This is a genomic window from Pseudomonas sp. LBUM1653 (assembly GCF_059716115.1).
On sequence record NZ_CP166803.1, the window covers coordinates 2,817,632 to 2,835,747 of the forward strand.

Genomic DNA, 18,116 nt, shown 5'->3' on the forward strand with positions numbered 1-18,116 from the left:
TTTCCAACGATTCAAACTAGTACTGCGGCACAACGCCGAGGGGCGGATCACTGGGTCCGGCTCCTTGGCATTTCCTGACAACAATAAAAAATCAGGGCCCTGTCATGAAAAGACTATTCGGCAAACTCTACGTACAAGTGCTCCTCGCTGTCATCCTCGGCGCCATCGTCGGGGTCTTCATTCCCGAGACCGGAACTGCGCTCAAGCCCTTGGGCGACGCATTCATCAAACTGATCAAAATGCTCCTGGCCCCGGTGATCTTCCTGACCGTGGTCACGGGCATCGCCAAGATGGAGAACATGAAAGAGCTTGGGCGCGTCGGGTTTCGCGCATTGATTTATTTCGAGGTGGTTTCCACCTTGGCCCTGGTTGTCGGCCTGGTGGTGGTCGATGTCTTCAAACCTGGCGCCGGAATGAACATTGACGTCGCCACCCTCGATACTTCAAGCCTCGCTACCTATACCACTGCGGTCAAGCACGCGTCGTTCATGGACTTCATCATGAACATCATCCCTGACACCATTGTCGACGCCTTTGCCAAGGGCAATGTCCTGCAGATCCTGCTGTTTTCGATACTGCTCGGTATAGCACTGGCGTATGTAGGGCCACGGGGAACAGTGTTCGTCGACACGCTCGATAGCCTGATGCAGGGCATGTTCCGCATCGTCAACATGGTCATGCGCCTGGCACCCATCGGTGCATTCGGCGCCATCGCGTTCACCATCGGCAAGTACGGCTTTGGCTCGCTATTCTCGCTTGGCAAACTGATGGCCTGCGTCTACCTGACCTGCGCCGTGTTCGTGATTTTTGTCCTGGGGCCGATCTGCCGCTACAGCGGTTTCAGCCTGTGGAAGTTTCTAAAGTTCATCAAGGAAGAACTGTTCACGGTGCTCGGCACCAGCTCTTCGGAATCGGTGTTGCCGCAGATGATTGCCAAGATGGAAAAGGCCGGTGTTTCCAAACCTGTGGCCGGGATGATCATTCCCTCGGGCTTGACCTTCAACCCGGACGGCCAGGCGATTTACTACACCATCGCCGCGATCTTCATCGCCCAGGCCACCAACACGCCACTGACCCTGACTGATCAGTTGATTGTGCTGGCGGTGTTGATGTTCACCTCCAAAGGTTCGGCGGGGGTCACTGGCTCAGGCTTCATCATTTTGGCGGCGACGCTATCGTCTCTCGGCACCATTCCGGTGGCGGGCATGGTGTTGCTGTTGGGTGTCGACCGGTTCATGTCGGAAGCGCGGGCGATCACCAATACCATCGGCAATGGCGTGGGCACCATGGCCATCGCCAAATGGGTCGGAGCGCTGGACACGGTAAAAATGCACAAGGCCCTCAATGGGGACGCTGAAGACAGAACGCTGGAGGCCGCGCAGGCAGAGAGTGCTGCTGTGGGGTCATCGTTAGCCATCAATCCCTTGCGGTCAAATATGGAGAAAGCCACGAGGGCGTAATAAGGATTGGATTGGGGGGATATCCATTGCTGCGGTAACGGCCACTTATGGTTTCGCCCTTACGGCGACTCACTTTTCCAAACGCCGGAATGCCGGCCCAGCGAAAAGTAAGCAAAAGGCTCTTGCCCCACCACTCGGTGCCTCGCTAGGGCTCGGCATGCCGTAACGAAGGCATTGCTCCGTGGGTCGCCGCGATGGGCCGTCCCTGGCCCAGCGCGGCTAAACCGGCGTCCTGCCGGTTTACCCACTACGCAATGCCTGCGTTCGGCCATCGTGGTTTAACGGGGCGCCCAGATCAAAAACAAAAGCGAGGCGGCCTGACAGCCGACCTGATTTCAAGTGAGCACGTTGATCGTTCCCACGCTCCGCGTGGGAATGCATCCTGTGACGCTCCGCGTCACCATTGCGCATGGCTCACGTCATGCGTCGTCAGCGGAACGCGGAGCGTCCCTGGCGGCATTCCTTTGCTGCGCGTGGGAACGATCACATCGCGGACAGACCTGCAATCAGGTCGGCTGTCAGGCCGCCTCGCTTTTGCTCTGGCTTTTGATTTTCTTGCCCCCTCGAGAGGCCGAGTGGAGGTTCTGCGCAGTGGGTAACCCGGCATGGATGCCGGGTTAGCCGCGCTGGGCCAAGGATGGCCCATCGCGGCGGGCCCACGGAGCAGGACCGGAGCGAGGGCATGCCGAGCCTTAGCGAGGCACCGAACGCCAGGGGCAAGAGCCCTTGGTTACTTGGGGCTCTTCCAAGTGACCCGCTGTAAGAGCGGAACCATAAGTGGCCGTTACCGCAGCAACGGATATTCACCCAATCCAAACTCCCCGGGTCATTATTGCTAACGTACAGTGTCGAGCAACGACGCAGTCGACCAGGAATGACCAATGTCTCAACGCCGCTCAACATGGATTGCTCTATTGGTAGCGGTCACGTTCTTCATGGAGAACCTCGACGCCACAGTGATCGCTACCGCGTTGCCTGACATGGCCAGGACGTTTGGCGTCGCGGCGGTGGACGTGAACATTGGCATGAGCGCCTACATGCTTGCCGTGGCTGTGTTCATTCCCATCAGCGGCTGGTTGGCAGATCGCTTCGGTTCGCGCCTTGTCTTCAGTTCGGCGATCGTCCTGTTCACCCTGTCTTCGTTGATGTGCGGGTTGAGTGCAAGCCTGGAAACCTTTGTCGCCGCGCGGGTGCTGCAGGGTATCAGCGGCGCGATGATGGTACCGGTGGGGCGCTTGGCGGTGCTTCGTACCACCGAGAAGAAAGACCTGGTGCGTGCGATATCATTTATTACCTGGCCCGGTCTGGTCGCTCCGGTACTCGGGCCTCCCGTGGGCGGTTTCATTGTTACCCACGCTTCCTGGCCGTGGATTTTCTTCCTCAATTTGCCTTTGGGCGTGCTAGCCCTGATTGCCGCCTTGACCTTGCTTCCCAAACGGGACGACGTCAGTTCCAGAACTTTCGATTTCAGTGGCTTTCTGCTGGTCGGTATATCCAGCGCTGCATTGTTGTATGGCGTGGAGATGCTCGGGCAAAGTCGTGACGATGTTTTGCAAGACCTGGCACTGAGTGGTGCCGGTTTGGTTATCGGCGTGTTTGCCTGGCGACATATGCGTCGGCATGCGCACCCGCTATTGGCGCTGGGTGTGACAGCTATTCGTACCTTCAACGTCTGCCTGTGCGGAGGCTCGATTTTCCGGATTGCCATCAGCACCTTGCCGTTTCTCCTGCCGCTGATGTTTCAACTGGCTTTCGGACTTTCTGCGTTCGATGCGGGGCTGCTGGTATTGGCGGTATTTGCCGGCAATCTGGCGATGAAACCCTTCACTACAGCGGTGATGCAGCGTTGGGGATTTCGTCCGGTGCTGATGGTCAACGGCGTCCTTGGCGTACTGGCGATAGCGGCGTGTGCGTTGCTGGATGAGCGCATGAGTCCAGCGCTGATTCTGTTCATCCTGTTCGTCGGTGGCTTGTCGCGCTCCATGCAGTTCACCGTGTTCAACACACTGGCGTTTGCCGAAATACCTAAAGAACAGATGAGCGACGCTTCAACCTTGTTCAGCATGTTCTTCCAGTTGAGCATGGCGATGGGGGTGGCCATCGGTGCGTTGCTGCTACCCCTTGCCATGAACATCCATGGCACGGCAGGGCACGCCGAGACTGTCGACTTCCAGCTGACATTCGTGTGTGTGGCGGTGATTGCGGCCATCGCTTTGCTGGACAACCTGCGACTGCCGCCACAGGCGGGGGAGTCGGTGTTGCAACGTGCACGAGCCAAGGATTAGCGCGGTGCATTGGCTCTCCTGTCCTGAACCCTGAATCTCAAGTGCATGGAGGTTCCCTGTTTTTCATGAATTGTCAGACTCGCTTCGCCGCCGAAGCTTTCCATGATCTGCTTCACCATGATCAATCCAATCCCCAGCCTGCCTTGCCTGGTGGTGTAGAAAGATTTGCAGGCCATTATTTCCTGTTGCCGTGAAGATCCACCGCCGGTGTCGCCAATGGTGAGATTCAGCCATTGATGGGCTTCATCCACACTAGCCTGAATGTTCAGTTTTCCTGCTGCCGGCATCGCCTCTATGGCATTGGCAATGACGCTTCTTAAAATCTGCGAGAGTAAAAGCGGATTGCTGATTATCCGGGGCATGGGCTCATTTTTGAACTCGACCTGGATTTTTGATTGACTCAATTGCGCGCTGAAGCTGTTGAGGGTGGCCTGTACCATCTGCATCGGATCTACCAGTTCTGCCTCTCCGCGGATCGGGCCAAGACACAGGAGCAATTCCTGCACCCACCGCGACATCCGATCCACCTGGCTGACAATATCGTCGATCTGCTTCTTTGCAGGCTGGCCCTCCATCTCATTTGCCAATTCTGCGCTTGAACGGATGCAGGCCAGGGGGTTGCGAAGGCTATGGGCGACGGCCGTGGACATTTCGCCCAAGCCAACATAGGTCTTGTTGGCAACGACTTGAGCTTCTTGTGACGCCAACTGAATCGATATTCGTCGAGCAATCCAGTAAATCCCAAAGTAAAAAAGCAGACCACCCATGGTGGACAGCCAGATTATCCAGTGCCCGTGGTTGAGGCGTTCAATCAGGTCGACTGGCTCCCTGTAGATTTCAACCACCGCCAGAATGTTTCCCTTATCATCGACAAGAGGGATGTAACTTTCGATGAAGAACTTTTTCGGTGGGTGCAAGAATTTCTGTTCGCTGCGGTCTGCGTCGACATTGCTGTATTTAGTGGATATCCGTTCTTTGGAACTGAATGCCTGTTCAAGCTCGTCATTCGAAACGGCGCGCCCCACCAGCTTCTGGTTGGTTGACCAGACGACTGTTCTAAGTGGGGAATAGATGTTGATCAGGAGCGAGTTTGGGAGATGCGCAAGATAGTCCAGGAATTCGAAGCTAATTTCCTGTTCGCTCTGCTTCTTGTCTTCTGGCATCGTCTCATCTTGAGCGAATGCCAGAACCTCCCCGATCTGCATTCCTGCAAGTCCGTGATGACGTATCTCACCTTTCGCTATGGTCTGGATGAACTGTGCTGACATCAGTGCATCGCGTTCAAGGCTTTCGGCGACCAGGAATCTTGTCGACCAAGAGCCCACCCCGAAAGCTATCACACTGATGAGAAGGAAACTGACGATCGAAAACCATCGCAGCAGATTGAATTGTTTAGTGGGTGCAATCGAGTCAACTGTTCCAGGGTGGAAGCGTTTATACAATACGTCGATTGCAGGCATAGGGAGTACTCCTTGGGTATGCTGCGTTCCAGCAGCTTCAACCTCTCAACTAAGCCTTGGGTGAACAGCAGTATCCATGCCAATGCAACGCCGCGCTTGGTCGGTGCACCTTGCAACCATTTCGCCAGGAAAACGCTAAGCACGAAACGAGTGTTGCACCCCATATTTGGGGATAATTTCCCCTGAGTGTGGGATAGCGGTTGCGCGCCCCCCGAGGTCAAACAGGTTGCATCACAGCGTGAAGCGGCCCGTCGCTTCAGGCGCAGATGGACCAGCCAGGAAGTACAGCATTTGAACCACGTCGGAGCGCAAACCGTCGGTGCTATGATCTGAGCGTCTATGTCCCGCCAAGAGATCGCCCATGGATCGCTTGTCTACCTTGTTGTCGCAGTTCGGCGTGCGCGCAAACCTTTTTTACAACGGCAGACTGTGCGGCCTGGCGTCCTACGATGGCGCTGAACAGCGTGGTTATATCCACCTGCTGCAGGCGGGAAGCGTCACCTTGCTGGGCCCCGATCGCAAGGACGTGCTGCTGACCCGGCCCAGCCTGATTTTCATGCCACGCCCCAGTCGGCATCAACTGTTTGCCGGTGAGTCCGAGGGCGCTCAATTGTTGTGTGCGTCAATGGAGTTTGAGGGCGGGGTCGATAACCCGTTGGCGGCTTCGTTACCTGATTGCCTGGTGCTGTCCCTGGATGAGCTGCCCATGCTGGCCGATATGCTGAAATGGATGTTCGGCGAGGCGGCTGGCGCGCATTGTGGCAGGGAGGCAGCGCTGGAGCGCTTGTTCGAACTGTTGATCATCCTGTTGTTTCGGCATCTGCTTGATCACCAACAGTTGCGTACCGGAATGATGGCTGGACTGGCGGATTCGCGGTTGGCACGCTCTCTGGTACAGATTCACAACTCACCGGAGCGTGCCTGGTCAATTGCGCAACTGGCGAGCGAGTCGAACATGTCTCGCGCAGCCTACGCCGTGCATTTCCGGGCCGTTATCGGGCAGACGCCTGCCGAGTATCTGTTGAGTTGGCGTATCAGCCTGGCGCAGAAGCGTCTGCGTGAAGGGCGGTCGATCACGCTGATCGCCGCCGAGGTCGGCTATGAAAGTCCTTCGGCACTGGCGCGCGCGTTTCGACGCAAGACGGGCTACAGCCCGCGGGACTGGATGAAAGATCTGGCAGGTGAAGATGATGGGGCAATGGCCTGAAAACATCGAACTGCTTCAGGCCATTGCGCAAGGTCGATCATCGGTTCAACGGCTTTGCAACTCAGTCAGGGAGTGGCCGGCCACAAATATCGATGCGGCAAGCAACCCGATGTCTTTGAGAAGAAACTGGCCCGGCGCGACCGTAATGCCTGGAAAACCGAGGCCGGGTTCAATCACGCCGGGGGTCGAGAACATGAAGCTCAAGGTGGTGAAGAACAGTCCGGCAGACAGCGCACCGCCGATCAATGAAAGCTTGGGTGTGACAGCAATCGACCCGCAATCAGGACACCGATCGAGACCTCCAGGATGCCGAGCAGACTGGAGAAGGTATCGACACTGAAATAGTCATAAACCCAACCCAGGAAAGGGCTGTTACTGACCAGCGGAACCAGCCCGACGGCTTCGTAGTGCGTGAACTTCATCCCGCCGAACCAGAAGTAAATAACCGCGAGCGCAAAGTAGGCACCGTAGGTGCCAAGCGCCATGATTTTGATCCCGAGCGTTGAAGGGGTTTGTACGTTGTTGGTTCTGCCGTTCTCGATGCTTAAGGTTTTCATGATCAAGGCTTCCAGGAGTGTGGTGAGGAACGCTAATCAGCAACCCGGCGCGGTGTGCGTTGGGAGTGCAGACAGTGTTGCCTTTGATTCCACGCTCGTGGCGTCTGAACGTATTGCGTTCAGTGCAGATCGTCTTGACTCATTGCATGTGAGTTCCACGCCAAGGCCGACGGTTTGTGTATGTCCAGGCGGATGGCTTGAAGTGAGGCCCAAGCGTCGCGACACCCCAGATTCTTTAAACCTTCTTTTGCAGCGCAGTGTCGATAGCTGGAGTCCTCACACTTTGCCAGAACGAGAGAATGCCAATGATCGGTGTTGTGATTCCTGCCCATAACGAAGAAAAACACATCACCAACTGCCTGGCATCTGTTGGGCTGGCCGCCAGGCATCCAGGCCTTCGTGGGCAGTTGGTCACGGTACTTGTCGTCCTGGATGAATGTTCGGACAACACAGGTCGATTGGTTTCGGCGCAAAGCGTAGCGAAACTCGACGTCTCTTTTCAGAATGTGGGGAAGGCCAGGGCGACTGGCGCGCAGAAATTACTAAGCGCCGGAGCACAATGGCTTGCGTTCACAGATGCCGATACAGTCGTTCCGCACGATTGGCTTGCTCGCCAGATCGAGTTCAAGGCTGATGCGGTATGTGGAACGGTCGAAGTCGACAGTTGGAACGAGCATGGCACCTTGGTGCGCTCCAGGTATCTCGAGTCGTACCAGTTCATCGAGAACCATCGCCATATCCACGGAGCCAATCTCGGACTCAGCGCCGAAGCCTATCGGAATGCCGGAGGATTTCAGCATCTTGTCGCCCATGAAGACGTGCACCTGATAGCTGATCTTGAAAGGATCGGCGCTCGCATCGTTTGGACGGCGACGAACCCGGTGGTGACTAGCGCCCGAAGGGACTACAAATGTCGTGGCGGCTTTGGCGAATATCTCGCCTCTCTTGGCGCTTCACTTGGACTGCCCGTACTCAATCCGCAAGTGAATGCTGGCGTTGCTCCTTGAATCGAGAGACAGCAGAAAAACCGCTGTGATTGCGTTGTCCGAAGTGTGTGGAGAGGCGCCCAATGTCCAAACTCATCAGCGCGAAGGATTTGCAAATCAGTCTCGACGACGCGAACGAACAGGGGTTGTTCAGGTGGTTGATCGCCAGCTTTCTGATGGGCAAGCGAATCCAGGGAGCAATTGCCGCAAAGGCCTACCAGGTGATCGTGGATCAACACCAGCGTGATACGCCGCGAAAGCTCGCCCACTGCACTCACCGCGAACTGGTTGCGATGCTCGGTGAAGCTCATTACGTGCGCTATGACGAAACCACGGCGTCCCGGCTGTTGGCGTTAGCTCAAAAACTCAACCACGAATACGCTGGAAAGGTGAGCAACATCGTGGCGACCAGTGCTGATCGTCAGGCGTTTGAGAAACGCCTTGCTGCTTTCGAAGGGATTGGCCCCAAGACCATAGAGATCTTTATGCGGGAGGTGGGTAAGGTGATTTTTTGAAACTGCCAGTGGGTTTCGATCATCCTTGATTGGCCGTTGACAGATGAGATATGAAAACCCAGACAAACAGGGCACTTGCGCTGATCAAGGCGCCCAGCAGGCTGACGGCCGTCCAGCCCCATAGCGCATAAACCTGGGTCGCGGCGGCGGCGCCCAGCGCGCTGCCGACCGAGTAGAAGCACATGTAGGCGCCGACCATGCGACTTTGCGCGTCGGGGCGTGCAGCGAAGATGATGCTCTGGTTGCTGACGTGTACTGCCTGCACCGCAAAGTCGAGCAGGACGACGCCGCAGACCAGCGCGATCAGGGACGTCTCGGCAAACGTGATGGGCAACCAGGACAGCGTCAGGAGCCCCAGCGAAATGCCGGTCACCCGTTGCCCCAGGCCTTGATCGGCCCAGCGACCGGCTCTCCTGGCCGCCAGGGCACCGGCGACGCCGGCCAGGCCAAACAGGCCGATGGCCGTGTGTGAAAGCGACAGCGGCGGGGCGCTCAAGGGCAGCACCATGGCTGTCCATAACACGGAAAAAGCGGCAAAGATCAGTAGGGCCAGCAGGCCCCTGGCGCGCAAAGTGCGCTCGGTGATGAACAGTTTGAACAGCGAACCGACGAGCGCGAGGTAGGATTCTTGATGCCTTGGAGACATGGTGACAGGCACCACTTTCCACAGCACCGCAGCGATGGTCAGCATCAGTCCTGAGGACACAAAGTACACAGCGCGCCAGCCGGCAATGTCGGCAATCAGGCCAGAGGTAAACCGCGCCAGGAGAATGCCCAGGACGATTCCACTGGTTACCGTCCCCACTGCATGTCCGCGTTGCGTTGGCGTTGCCAACATGGCGGCGTATGCCACAAGCACCTGAACCACCACTGCCAGCAAGCCCATTACGATCATTGCAGCCAACAGGGCCAGCCATTGCTGTGCAGCACCGACCGCCGCGAGCGCCACCGCAGACAGCAGTACTTGCGTCAGAATCAGCCGCTTGCGGTTTACCAGATCCCCCAACGGGACGATGAACAGCAACCCCAGCGCGTAACCCACCTGAGTGGCCGTTACCACAACCCCGATCATTGATGAGGCCACGCCCAGGCTCTGGGCCATGGAATCGAGTAACGGCTGCGCGAAGTAAACGTTGGCTACTGCAAGCGCGCAGGTGATGGAAAACAATAGCCTGAGCGACGGCGAAAGCCCTGGTGCGCGGTCGATCCTGCTGCTCTCTCCACTTCCCGCAGGCGATATTTGCGAAGGCTGCCTGACCAGACATTGGGTGGCTGAATCGGTATCTGCTGTCATGCGCGCCTCCATGGCGTTAAGCTGGTTGCAATTGAAAACTGGATTCCATTGTTGCCGCATCAGGTTTCAAATTGCAACCACATTCCGCAAGGGTAAAAAAATGGGCGACGACGTTTCACCGCAAGGCAGCGAATGCCCGGTAGCAAGAACACTGGAGGTCATCGGCGATCGCTGGTCGCTCATGATCATCCGCGACGCTTTCGACGACATTCGCCGATTCAGCGAATTTCAAAAGAGTCTGGGCGTGGCCAAGAATATTCTGGCATCGCGACTGAAGACGCTGGTCGAGGTCGGGATATTCGATGTTCGACCGGCGTCGGATGGCAGCGCCTACAAGGAGTACGTGCTGACGGAAAAAGGACGGGAGATCTTTCCGGTTGTGGTCAGCATGAGGCAGTGGGGCGAACGTTTTCTGTTCGAACCGCAGGAGAACCGTTCCGTGCTGTTGGACAACGCGTCCGGCCAGCCACTGATGCCGATTGAGGTGCGCTCAGCAAGCGGGCAGAAAGTGGGACCCGCTGATTGCCACAGGGTGAGGCTGGTTGATGGCCAGTTGTGAATCTGCAGATGTGATCTGGCCAAGCAAACTTTCTATCATCGCCCGGGCTGCCATTTTGAGTATCCTGGCAGACCTTCCCCATTCAGCCACGCTACGTCCTGCTCCGTCCAGATGTGATATTCGGGCCTGGAGCCAGGATCCTCGTCCAACGTCGCCACGCGCACGATCATCGCGTTTGAGCCGTTACGCTCAGCCACAAGGTGCGATCCGCAGAGGGAGCAGAACTGTCGGAGCTTCCCGGGAGATGACTCGAAAGCCCTCAATGCGTCCAGGCCTCGTGTCCACCTGAAATGCTCTCTCAACACTCCAGCCGTGGAGACGTAAGCAGCGGCATGGGTCTTGCGGCAGGTACTACAGTGACAATGGCTGATTGGCATATCAATGCTATCGATCTCATAGCCTACAGCCCCACAAGCGCAGCTTCCTTTCAATTCATCCTCCGGTTTTGTAACAGTGCGAAGATCATCGCTTGCATGGCTTTTCGCAGTCTGACGGCGCCGCCGCCAGTTGTTTGCTACGCAGTAAGCTCGACGTAGCTCGACTCCCCACCTCCAGTCGCACCGGACAGCCAACCCCATACAAAGGACAGCGTGGTACGTCCCGCCTGATCAACGCCTACCGTGCCACGAGACCAGCCGGACAGAATCTCACCCTCCGTAGTCAGGCAATGAAAAAGAAGCTCGATGGTATCGGGGCCTGTCACGCGGCCGACTTGATTGCCCATGCGGATCTTGCCGCCTTGGTAGGTACCCGAAACGGCATCTCCCTCGACATGGTAATGAAAAACCGTGCCTGCACCGGATAGCCCGTGGGCGTTGCCCGCTACCGTAAATCGTCGATTGTGCAAACGCTCGTTGATTTGAGAAAAGGGGATTTCCATAAATGTCGCGTCCTTTAGTCGAGAGGGTCCATTCCAGCGTTCGATTATCCTAACCCGATACTCGTCTACCTTTCTCCCTCAAACGTCACATCAATTCACGTTCTCTGCATCAGCCTCGCAAACTCCTGTCGGCAAGAGGGCTGATTTTTTCCGGGAAGCGATGCGATCATTTGATCAAAGGCCGTTACCGAATATCGTCCATCAAGGTTTTCTACGGTGGGCATTTTTGCAGGAAACCCGAATCGCACTCTGCCGGGAAGCACTTCATCCATGGCTGAGTACCAGGTCAGCAGAGCCTGTTGGAGGCGCACGTGTAACTCGAATCTATTCCGTCGGCGGGTGGTGTCTGCTTTGGCTCGTTCTCGCGCGAGTTGAGGATCTATGCGGCCAACAATGTAACAGTCAGCAAAGCCAATACGTCCTTGTGCAATGGTTTCTCTTGTGGCGTCCAACTCTACTCGCCAGTCGTGTTCGCTCGCCTCGCCGATCTGCCAAAGGCACCAAATGTAGTGGAGCTTGAGAGGGTCACTGTCACACAAAGCCCACGAAGAAAAGTCTTCCATGGCCAACGCTTTTTGCCAGCGATCCACGTTTCGCTCTGCCCAAAAAATGGCTGCTCCGACTGGATCCTTTATCCGATCCGGCTCGTTTTCAAAGCGGCCGTTTTCAGGAATGACATGCTGCCCTCCATGCTTGGCGCACCAAGTGGTTTTCCCGCTGGCGCTGATACCTTCAACAACCAAAATCATCGTTATGACTGCTCCATTAATTGCGCCATCCTGGTAAGTCCCAAAGCATCGGGGGTTTACGTGGTTTCTGTCCAGGGAGTTGGCCGCCAACAGGCTCAGAACCTTCCTGTCAGTGGGTACTCCACAGCCAGGCGTATCTGGTCCGTGTCCAGTTCTGCCTGGGCCGTATTGCCCCGATGTACATTGTGTTGCAACGACAGGGTGGTGCCTTTCGCCACGCCACCTTGCACCACATAGCGCACCTGCAGGTCACGTTCCCAATGTTTGCCGCCTTCGCCATAACCCAGATAGGCATAGCCGCCTTGCGGGTCGACATGGCTGCCATCGATTTGGCTGCCGCGTACATAAGCGGCGCTCATGGACAGGCCCGGTAACCCCCAGGGGGTGACATCCAGATCGTAGCGAGCTTGCCAGGACTGTTCATTGGGTGCGTTGAAGTCCGACAACTGCACGGCGTTGCTGATAAAGATCGCACCGCGGGTGACGTAGTCAAACGGCGTGTGTGCATCCACCTTCTGATAACCGAGGCTAAAGCCATGCGGGCCTTGGGTGTAAGTGGACATCAGGCTCCAGGTGGTGTTGTCGATCCTGCCGGATAACGACTGGCCCTCATCAGTGGTTCGGTACAGGTTCAGGTTGAGTGTCAACGAGCGCCTTTCATCCAGCGGCTGGATGAAGGTGCCGCCCAGGTAATGCTGGTTCCAGGTGTCCGCATAGCGAGAGGTATAGACGCTGACGTTCAGTTTCTTTCCCGGTGTGAAGACCATGCCCGCGAGATCGAAGGCATTGCCTTTCACGGCGTTGGAATAGTTGACCACGAAGCCCTGGTCATGACTGCTGGCATTTCGATCGGTACTTTCGGTGAAATGTCCTGCGACCAGCTTCAGTGCCTCGAACTCGTTGCTGGAGAGGAACACGCCGGTGGCGGTCTCCGCAAGCAGGCGGCTATCGGACGAACTGAATACCGGGGTTTTCACGCGCTGCTCGCCATAGCTCAGGACTGTCGACGACAGGCGAAGTTTGACCGCCGCACCGCCGCGGCTGAACGCGTCCTTCGGATGGCCCTGGTTGTCGAGAGCGAGCAAGCGCGCTTTCCCTGCGCGGCCACCGCCGCTGTCCAGTTGTGTGCCGAGATAGGCATGCGCATCCATACCCACCCCGATCAGGCCATGAGTGAAGCCCGATTGCACCGTACCCATCAGCCCGTAGGCCCATTCTTCGGCGTAGCCATTTCGCTCGTCACGCGGTTTGTAGGCATTGCGCGCAGCGTTGTTGCGGGCGCCATTTCGGTACTCGCGATGGTCGTAAACCGTGCGATTGAGCACGCTCCAGGTGCTGTCCTGGATAAATCCATTGGATTGCGATTGAGCCGAATCAGCGAGTGCGAGTGGACTTGCCAGGGCGAGGAGAAAGGCTGATCGGGTATGCATATTGGGTGTCCACAAACGAATCAGGAAGAGCGCAAGCGCAGGATGTACGCTCCGTCAAACGGGTCAATGAGGTAGTGCGCGTGGACACCGAACGTGTCCAGAAGGCGTTGTGGGGTCAACACTTCGAGCGGTTTGCCAAGGGCCACCAGGCGTCCCTTTTCCAGCACAGCCAAACGATCACAGGTGAGTGCCTGGTTGAGGTCGTGCAGGGCAATCACGGTGGTCACGGGCAGCGCGTGAACCGCGTGCAAAATCGCCAGCTGGTGCTGGATATCCAGGTGATTGGTCGGTTCGTCCAGCAACAGGATCTGCGGGCGCTGCGCCAGGGAGCGAGCGATATGTACGCGCTGACGCTCGCCGCCAGAAAGGCTACGCCAGGTGCGCCTGCTCAGATGCGTCGCATCAACGTCACGCAAGGCTTGATGGACGATGTCATCGTCCGCCTTCGACCATGGACTCAAGGCCGACAGCCACGGCGTTCGGCCCAGGGCCACGGCATCGAACACACTGATCGCATCCAGTGTGTCGGCTTGCTGTTCAACCACCGCCAGGGTTTGTGCGATGGTTCGCCGTGACAGTGTCTTGAGGCTTTCGCCGTTGAGATGGATGGCTCCCCGGCTGGGGAGGCGCACGCCGGCCAGCAGTTTGAGCAGCGTGGATTTTCCTGAACCGTTGGGCCCGACAAGGCCCAGGGTCTCGCCCCGACGAATGTCCAGGTGGATCTCGTGCAGTAATTCAACATCGCGGATATGGAATCCGAGGCTGGAACAACTCAGCACGGCTTCGTCGATAACAGGGGCAATAGCATTCATCGGGCATTCCTCCGACCGACCAGGATCAGCGCGAACACCGGCGCGCCGACCAATGCCGTAATCACGCCGACCGGAATCACCTGGCCCTTGATCAGCGTCCGGGACAGAACATCCGCGCCAATCAGGAACACTGCACCCCCCAGCGCACTGGCCGGCAGCAGCCGCGTATGCCGAGTGCCCAGCAACAGCCTGGCGGCGTGGGGTATGACCAGCCCAACGAAACCGATGGAGCCGACAATCGACACCATCACCGCCGTCACCAGGGCGGCACAACTGATCAACAGAAATTGCACAGGCCGTACCGCAATGCCGAGCGAGGCCGCGGAGTCGGCGCCAAAGGTGAAGGCATCCAGCGCACGCCGGTGCCACAGGCAAACCGCCAGACCGGCTAGCGCAACCGGTACGGCCAGCCACACCGATGGCCAGCGCACGCCACTGAGATTGCCCAGCAACCAGAACATGATGCCGCGAGCCTGTTCGGAACTGGCCGACTTGGTGATCAGGAACGCCGTGAGCGCATTGAACAGTTGCGAACCGGCAATCCCCGCCAGGATGATCTGCCCGGTACTGCCAGGCGAACCGCTGGCGCGGCCCAGCAACACAACGACGGCGAAGGCAGCAACGGCGCCGGCAAACGCCCCGACCGACATCGAAATCGCTCCGGCACCCAAGCCCAGCAACGCCACCAGCACCGCGCCCGTCGAGGCCCCCGCAGAAATGCCGAGCAGGTAGGGATCGGCCAACGGGTTACGCAGCAGCGATTGCAGGATCACTCCGCAGGTCGCCAGGCCCGCCCCGCAAGCCGCCGCCACCAGCGCGCGAGTCAGGCGGTAGTTCCAGACGATGCCCTCGTCGATGGGATCGAGAGCATACCCGGCCGCCCACAGTTTGTTGGCCAGCACCTGGAACACCACACCGGGTTCGATGCGGGTTTCACCGATGGCCACGCCGGCAATCACGGCCAGAAGCAGCGCCACCAGTGCAAGCAGAGTACGAATCAGCGTCACGGTCATTTCGGCAGGTCGTAGCTGTTGATGGCCGTCGCCAGCGATTCGAGACCGTCGAACATTCTCACGCTGGCCTGCATGGCCATGGCGTCGAGGATAATGATGCGGTTGCTTTTCACGGCATCCATGTTGCGGGTCACAGGATCGCTACGCAGGAATTCCAGCTTCTTTTGATAGTCATCAGCCGGGAAACGACGGCGATCCATGCGGGCGATGACCAGGAACGTCGGGTTGGCCTTGGCGATGGTTTCCCAGCCAACGGTTGGCCACTCTTCGTCGGACTGCACCACATTGCGCACGCCCAAGGTGCCCAGCATGAAGTCGGGAATGCCCTTGTGCCCGGCGACATAGGGATCGATATCCAGGCTGGCACTGGAAAACCAGACCAGCGCGCTGGTGTGCTTGAGGTCTTTGTCTTGCACCGAGGCGATGGACTTGGCCAGGCTGGCCTGCAGCTGCGCGTTCAGCTGCTGCGCACGCGCCTGGACATCAAAAATCTCAGCCAGCTGGGTGATGCTCTTGTAGATGCTTTCAATACGAAATGGCTGCAGGCGGGTGCCGTCGGCGCCGACCAGGTTGTCCTTGGACTCGCAGTCCGAGGGCATGAGATAGGTTGGAATCTGCAGTTCGTGAAACTGCTCGCGGGTAGCGACTGCGCCTTGCGGGCCGACCATCCATTCCAGCTCGACGGCGACCAGTTCCGGGCGCTTGCCGATCACCGACTCGAAACTCGGCTCGTTATCGGCCAGGCGTTCGATCTTGTCGTTTTGCACCTTGTACTGACCCAGCACATCATTGAACCACAGCGAAGTACCGACCAGTTTGTCGCCAAGTCCGAGGGCAAAAAGCATTTCGGTGCCGGCCTGGCCGATCGTCACAGCCCGGGCAGGGGCCTGCGCGAACGTCAGTGGGCTGCCGCAGTTTTCAATCGTCAGCGGGTAATGAGTCGGGGAGGCATAGGCGAGGGAACAAACACCCAGGCCTGTGACGAGGGCGAAAAAGCGCGGCAACAGCATGATGCAATCTCCATTTGAACCGTACACGCAGCAAGGGTGCAAGGTCTGGAAAACACATCATCGAGCGCTGCCGAAAAAGCAGTGCAAGGCCGATCACCTGAGTGGCGCGCGCAAGGATGTCCTTCCCGGACACCCCGCCGGTTAGTGATTGTTGCTTGGCCGGCAGGTCTCCTGACTGATGCGTCATGGCGTGCTCCAGCCTTCCCGGGAATCGATCCCAGTGGCAGTTCAGGAGCAGGCTCGGCACCTACAGTTGCGGGGGCAGTTCCGTTTGATGCGTTGGCAGCATCACGGATTCCCTATTAATCCCGTTTGGGAACCGGCGGCGGCATGGTAGTCGATCATGCCGCCCGAGGCGAACCCATCTACTGATCAGAAGTATTTGAGCCAGCCGATATCGCGACGACGCGCCTTCAATGCAGCGAACCAGCGCACCGGTAGATACAGCGATGCAGCCAGGAGCACGGCCGTCAGCCACACAGCCCACATGCCGTCGAAGCCGAAGTAGTCGCCCTGGTTCAAGCCGAACGACGCCACGCTGAGCAGATACAGCATTTTCAGCACATAAAGATGGAGCAGGTAGAAGAACATCGGCGCCGCACCAAATACCGCCAGGGTGCTGATCCACTTGTGTTGCCGGGCCCGCTCAAAGCCAAGCAGCAGCAACAGCCCTACGCCTAGCGTCAGACACAGGAACAGCAGGGAAGGTGGGTATTTGGTGATGTTGAAGAAACTCATGAGGCTGTGCGTAATGCTTTCATGGACCACCCAATGCGCCTCGCCATAACCGTTGACCAGGCGCAGGGCGATGAAGCCGATCAATGCGCCGGCCCCGGCCAGCAACAGATAGCGCTGACGCACGGCGGCCGAGGTTGAGCGTGCGAACCAGGGGCCGATGCAGTAACCCAGGGCGATGACCCCGATCCACGGCAGCACGGGATAGGAGCTGCGCAGGCGCAAGTTGTCGGAGAATTCGATCCAGCCGCGATCATGCAAAATGGCCCAAGGCAGATGCAGCGCCGATCCGACCGGGAAGTGCAGGGGATCGAGCAGGTTGTGCCCGCCGACGATGACCAGGCCCACCACACACAGGATTGGCCGAGGAAGCCAGACCAGTGCGGCGAGGGCAATCATGCTGACACCAATCGCCCAGATCACCTGCAGGTAGATCACGGTGGGCGGGAGCTGGAAGGTCCAGGCGAAATTCACCAGGGTGAACTCCAGCACAACCAGGAACAGGCCACGCTTGAACAGGAACATCGATACATCGTTCTTGCCCTGGTGCTTTTCGCCGTACAGGTAAGCGGACAGTCCAGTGAGAAGCACGAACACCGGCGCACATAAATGGGCGAGTGTCCGGCTGAAAAACAACGTCGGTTCAGTGCTGTCGATGAGCATCGGGTCAGCGACCTGGCGGTGCAGAAAGAACGTCTCGCGCACGTGATCCAGCAGCATGAACAGGATCACCAAGCCCCTGAGGGCATCGATGGACATCAGGCGTTGGTTTAGGCTGGTGGCGGGCGGGGGTTGAACAATGTTTGTCATTGAAAGTCGCAGGCAGGGAGTGGATCACTCTGTCGGTAAACAACCGACGGTTAATGTATTGATATAACGTAACATATAATCTTGGCTTGTGGGCTTGTTTTCTACGAGTGTCGTGGTGCTGCAAAACAAAAAGCACAACACTGCCGTAATGCTGTTCACTTTGGGTTGGGGGCTGCTGGTGCATATTTGGATTGGGTGTATATCCGTTGCTGCGGTAACGGCCACTTATGGTTTCGCTTTTACAGCGAGTCACTTGGAAGAGCCTGTAGGAGCGAGCATGCTCCGGGCGGCGTTCCGACGATGGTGGTCAACAATGACGCGGGGAGCCTGACACCCCGCGGTGCTCTCAGGTTT

General features: G+C 57.8%; 16 protein-coding genes, 1 pseudogene and 1 riboswitch. Of the genes and pseudogenes, 6 read left to right on the forward strand and 11 right to left on the reverse strand.

All coding sequences use genetic code 11. From position 1 onward, the window contains the following. The first annotated feature begins 104 nt into the window (after positions 1-104). Together ACA054_RS12855 and ACA054_RS12860 are read left to right on the forward strand one after the other, a co-directional pair. Positions 105-1,460, forward strand: a complete 1,356-nt coding sequence (locus ACA054_RS12855; RefSeq protein WP_497689714.1) for a dicarboxylate/amino acid:cation symporter — start codon at positions 105-107, stop codon at positions 1,458-1,460. Between the two features lie 881 nt (positions 1,461-2,341). Then, complete coding sequence (locus tag ACA054_RS12860) at positions 2,342-3,745, forward strand: DHA2 family efflux MFS transporter permease subunit (protein WP_497689715.1); 1,404 nt, start codon at positions 2,342-2,344, stop codon at positions 3,743-3,745. On the opposite strand, the gene ACA054_RS12865 is transcribed toward ACA054_RS12860, so the two are convergent. After that, positions 3,742-5,205, reverse strand: coding sequence for a sensor histidine kinase (locus tag ACA054_RS12865; RefSeq protein ID WP_497689716.1), 1,464 nt, complete (start codon positions 5,203-5,205; stop codon positions 3,742-3,744). The two genes, ACA054_RS12860 and ACA054_RS12865, sit on opposite strands and share 4 nt — an antisense overlap. Before the next feature lie 361 nt (positions 5,206-5,566). On the opposite strand from ACA054_RS12865, the gene ACA054_RS12870 reads away from it, so the two are divergent. After that, positions 5,567-6,412 carry a helix-turn-helix transcriptional regulator gene (locus tag ACA054_RS12870; protein WP_497689717.1) on the forward strand — a complete coding sequence of 282 codons (846 nt, stop codon included), beginning with the start codon at positions 5,567-5,569 and terminating at the stop codon, positions 6,410-6,412. Between the two features lie 45 nt (positions 6,413-6,457). On the opposite strand, the pseudogene ACA054_RS12875 reads toward ACA054_RS12870, so the two are convergent. Beyond that, positions 6,458-6,969: pseudogene (locus ACA054_RS12875) on the reverse strand (YkgB family protein). 305 nt (positions 6,970-7,274) lie between these two features. Here ACA054_RS12875 and ACA054_RS12880 point away from each other — a divergent pair. Continuing rightward, positions 7,275-7,976 (forward strand): glycosyltransferase family 2 protein, encoded by a 702-nt coding sequence (locus tag ACA054_RS12880; RefSeq protein ID WP_497689718.1) that lies wholly within the window; start codon positions 7,275-7,277, stop codon positions 7,974-7,976. 62 nt (positions 7,977-8,038) lie between these two features. After that, positions 8,039-8,470, forward strand: a complete 432-nt coding sequence (locus ACA054_RS12885; RefSeq protein WP_497689719.1) for a DNA methylase — start codon at positions 8,039-8,041, stop codon at positions 8,468-8,470. A gap of 19 nt (positions 8,471-8,489) precedes the next feature. Here the strand turns inward: ACA054_RS12885 and ACA054_RS12890 are convergent, their stop codons facing one another. Further along, entirely contained in the window at positions 8,490-9,764 is a 1,275-nt protein-coding gene (locus ACA054_RS12890) for an MFS transporter (RefSeq protein ID WP_497689720.1), read from the reverse strand. Between the two features lie 100 nt (positions 9,765-9,864). Between ACA054_RS12890 and ACA054_RS12895 the strand changes: the two genes are divergently transcribed. Beyond that, a complete protein-coding gene (locus tag ACA054_RS12895) occupies positions 9,865-10,323 on the forward strand; it encodes a winged helix-turn-helix transcriptional regulator (protein ID WP_497690290.1) in 459 nt (152 codons plus the stop codon). Positions 10,324-10,358: 35 nt separating this feature from the next. Here ACA054_RS12895 and ACA054_RS12900 read toward each other — a convergent pair whose 3' ends face one another. From ACA054_RS12900 to ACA054_RS12935, 8 genes are all read right to left on the reverse strand, one after another. Further along, on the reverse strand, positions 10,359-10,754 hold the full coding sequence (locus tag ACA054_RS12900) for a GFA family protein (protein WP_497689721.1): 396 nt from the start codon (positions 10,752-10,754) through the stop codon (positions 10,359-10,361). 83 nt (positions 10,755-10,837) lie between these two features. Continuing rightward, positions 10,838-11,203 carry an avidin-fold protein gene (locus ACA054_RS12905; RefSeq protein ID WP_497689722.1) on the reverse strand — a complete coding sequence of 122 codons (366 nt, stop codon included), beginning with the start codon at positions 11,201-11,203 and terminating at the stop codon, positions 10,838-10,840. A 95-nt stretch (positions 11,204-11,298) separates the two neighbouring features. Further along, positions 11,299-11,952 (reverse strand): hypothetical protein, encoded by a 654-nt coding sequence (locus ACA054_RS12910; protein WP_497689723.1) that lies wholly within the window; start codon positions 11,950-11,952, stop codon positions 11,299-11,301. 95 nt (positions 11,953-12,047) lie between these two features. Beyond that, the gene (locus tag ACA054_RS12915; protein ID WP_497689724.1) at positions 12,048-13,382 is read right to left on the reverse strand and encodes an OprD family porin; all 1,335 of its coding nucleotides are present in this window, start codon (positions 13,380-13,382) and stop codon (positions 12,048-12,050) included. A gap of 20 nt (positions 13,383-13,402) precedes the next feature. After that, positions 13,403-14,194: an ABC transporter ATP-binding protein gene (locus tag ACA054_RS12920; RefSeq protein ID WP_497689725.1), complete on the reverse strand. Its 792-nt coding sequence runs from the start codon at positions 14,192-14,194 to the stop codon at positions 13,403-13,405. Continuing rightward, a complete protein-coding gene (locus tag ACA054_RS12925) occupies positions 14,191-15,207 on the reverse strand; it encodes a FecCD family ABC transporter permease (protein ID WP_497689726.1) in 1,017 nt (338 codons plus the stop codon). Before ACA054_RS12925 ends, ACA054_RS12920 begins: the two co-directional genes overlap by 4 nt. After that, entirely contained in the window at positions 15,204-16,217 is a 1,014-nt protein-coding gene (locus ACA054_RS12930) for an ABC transporter substrate-binding protein (RefSeq protein ID WP_497689727.1), read from the reverse strand. The genes ACA054_RS12925 and ACA054_RS12930 overlap by 4 nt, the downstream gene beginning before the upstream one ends. A 144-nt stretch (positions 16,218-16,361) precedes the next feature. Further along, a riboswitch (cobalamin riboswitch) is annotated at positions 16,362-16,556 on the reverse strand. Between the two features lie 33 nt (positions 16,557-16,589). Then, complete coding sequence (locus tag ACA054_RS12935; RefSeq protein WP_497689728.1) at positions 16,590-17,762, reverse strand: acetyltransferase domain-containing protein; 1,173 nt, start codon at positions 17,760-17,762, stop codon at positions 16,590-16,592. Positions 17,763-18,116 lie beyond the last annotated feature (354 nt).